Source organism: Pseudomonas sp. NPDC085632 (assembly GCF_044541255.1).
Lineage (GTDB): Bacteria > Pseudomonadota > Gammaproteobacteria > Pseudomonadales > Pseudomonadaceae > Aquipseudomonas.
Genome location: NZ_JBITSX010000105.1, coordinates 1 through 2714 on the forward strand (window position 1 = coordinate 1; position 2714 = coordinate 2714).

General features: G+C 60.8%; 3 protein-coding genes. All 3 read right to left on the bottom strand.

Translation table 11 applies throughout. The features are described 5' to 3' along the window. Positions 1-625 (bottom strand): 3-oxoacyl-ACP reductase family protein (locus tag ACIF4X_RS29160; protein WP_397484685.1); only part of this gene is annotated, 625 nt, incomplete at its 3' end. 16 nt (positions 626-641) lie between these two features. Beyond that, on the bottom strand, positions 642-1580 hold the full coding sequence (gene fabD, locus ACIF4X_RS29165; protein WP_397484686.1) for an ACP S-malonyltransferase: 939 nt from the start codon (positions 1578-1580) through the stop codon (positions 642-644). Between the two features lie 123 nt (positions 1581-1703). Next, entirely contained in the window at positions 1704-2699 is a 996-nt protein-coding gene (gene plsX, locus ACIF4X_RS29170) for a phosphate acyltransferase PlsX (RefSeq protein WP_397484687.1), read from the bottom strand. Positions 2700-2714: the final 15 nt, after the last annotated feature.

Here is a 2714-nt window from a genome sequence, read left to right on the forward strand (position 1 = left end):
GCACCACCGCCTGCCCGGCCACCCGCCGCGCTACGCGCAGCTCGCGCGACACATCGCTCTCGATAAACCCTGGGGTTACCGAGTTGACCGTAATCGAACGCGAACCGACTTCACGCGCCATTGCACGGCTGAAACCTTCCAGACCGGCCTTGGCGGCTGCATAGTTTACTTGGCCTGCGTTGCCCATGGCACCCACCACCGAGCCAATACTGATAATTCGGCCCCAACGCGCCTTGGTCATGCCGCGCAGAACGCCCTTGGACAGGCGGAATAGACTGTTCAGGTTGGTATCGATCACGTCGTACCACTCATCGTCTTTCATGCGCATCATCAGGTTATCGCGGGTGATGCCGGCATTATTGACCAGGATCGCCACTGGCGCACCGAACTGCTCCTGAATGCTCGCCAGCACTGCGCTGACGGATTCGTCACTGGTAACGTTCAACTCAAGGCCAGCGCCCTGAATACCGTTTTCCTTCAGGGTTGCCGCAATGCGCTCAGCGCCCGAAGCGGAAGTCGCGGTGCCAACAACGATGGCGCCCTGACGACCCAGTTCCAGAGCAATGGCCTGGCCAATGCCACGGCTTGCACCGGTGACCAGTGCAACTTTACCTTGCAGACTCATGCAAGTTTCTCCTGATTCAGGCTTGCGCTGCACGGGCGGCAGCGAAAGCGTCTGGGGTATTGAGGTTGGAAGTCGCGACGCCTTCGGCGCAACGTTTGTTCAGACCGGCCAGCACTTTGCCCGGGCCGCATTCGACCAGATTGGTCGCGCCCTTGGCGGCCAGAGTCTGTACCGACTCGACCCAGCGTACTGGCTTGTAGAGTTGTTCGAGCAGATCGCGCTTGAGGGTTTCCAGATCGGCCGGCACTTGCGCGCTGACGTTCTGTACGACCGGGATCTGCGGCGCCTGCCAGTCGATGGCCGCGACGGATTCGGCAAAACGCTCGGCGGCCGGACGCATCAGTTCACAGTGCGAAGGCACGCTCACTGGCAACGGCATGGCGCGCTTGGCACCACGCGCCTTGCAGCCTTCGATGGCGCGCTCGACAGCAGCCTTGGCACCGGCGATTACCACTTGGCCGGGCGAGTTGAAGTTGACGGCGCTGACCACCTCGCCTTGCGCAGCTTCTGCGCAGGCGGCCAGCACGTCGGCATCTTCCAGACCCAGGATGGCAGCCATGCCGCCCTGCCCGGCCGGAACCGCTTCCTGCATCAACTGACCGCGACGCTCAACGAGCTTCACCGCGTCAGCCAGTGTCAGGCTGCCGGCAGCGACCAGCGCGCTGTATTCGCCCAGGCTGTGACCAGCAACGAATGCCGGACGCGCACCGCCTTCAGACAGCCACAGACGCCACAGGGCGATCGAAGCGGTCAGAATGGCCGGCTGGGTTTTATCGGTTTGATTGAGCAGCTCTTCCGGGCCCTGCTGGGTCAGTGCCCACAGATCATAGCCCAGAGCCTCAGAAGCTTCTTTGAACGTTTCGAGGATCAACGGATATTCCGCGCCCAGCTCGGCCAACATGCCGAGGGACTGCGAACCCTGTCCTGGAAAGACGAATGCGAGGGAAGCAGACATGTAACAAGCCCCTAATGATCTTGTCGTCGGAGAATGACGCCCCACTGAGGGACGCAAGAAACTGACAGTTGGATGGCCCTTTGAACCGGGCGGTCACATTTAAGCATTGTCCGACGAAAACGCCTAAGACAACAAATCCTCCAGACGACCGTGGAGGCGTTCGGGCAGGTTCTCCTGAATCTCGATCAGCGCACGTTGAATCGCACTCTGAAAGCCCTCAACCCCGGCCGAACCGTGACTTTTCACGACGATGCCCTGCAAGCCGAGAAAGCTTGCGCCATTATGTCGCGCCGGCGCCAGCTCCGCCTGCAAGCGCTTCATCAATGGCAGCGCCAAGGCACCCACCGCACGGGCAGCGAAGTTCTTTTTGAACAGCGCTTCGATACGCGCCGCAATCATCGTCGCCAGACCTTCGCTGGACTTGAGCAGGATGTTGCCGACAAAGCCATCACAGACCACCACATCGGCCTCGCCACGATACAAGCCATCACCTTCGACAAAACCGATGTAGTTGATGCCTCGGGCCGCCTGCAACAGTGTCGCAGCCAGTTTGACCTGCTGATTACCCTTGATGTCCTCGGTGCCAATGTTCAACAGCGCGACACGCGGGCGATGGATCCCCAGCGTCTGCGCCGCCACCGAACCCATCACTGCAAACTGCAGCAGATGCTCGGCACTGCAATCGACATTGGCGCCCAGATCGAGCAACTGGCAAAAACCGTTCTGCGTCGGAATCGCGGCCACCATCGCCGGGCGATCGATACCCGGCAAGGTCTTCAGCACGAATCGCGAGAGCGCCATCAGCGCACCGGTATTACCGGCACTGACACACGCTTGAGCCTTGCCATCACGCACCAGTTCGAGAGCGACACGCATCGAAGAATCCGCTTTGCCACGCAAGGCCTGGGTCGGCTTTTCGTCCATGGTGATGACTTCGCTGGCCGCGACAATTGTCAGGCGCGCGCGATCGGCAGCCGATTGGCCGTGGATCAATTCTTCAATAAGGGAGGGTTGACCGACGAGGGTCAAGTGCAGCGAGGGCGTAGCAGACAGGCAAGCAAGGCTGGCCTGAACAATGCTGCGGGGACCGAAGTCCCCGCCCATTGCGTCAATCGCGATGACTTGAGCGCATCC

Coding starts and splice junctions, on each gene's coding strand:
- fabD (WP_397484686.1), bottom strand. CDS start 1,580: ATGTCTGCTTCCCTCGCATTCGTCTTTCCAGGACAGGGTTCGCAGTCC.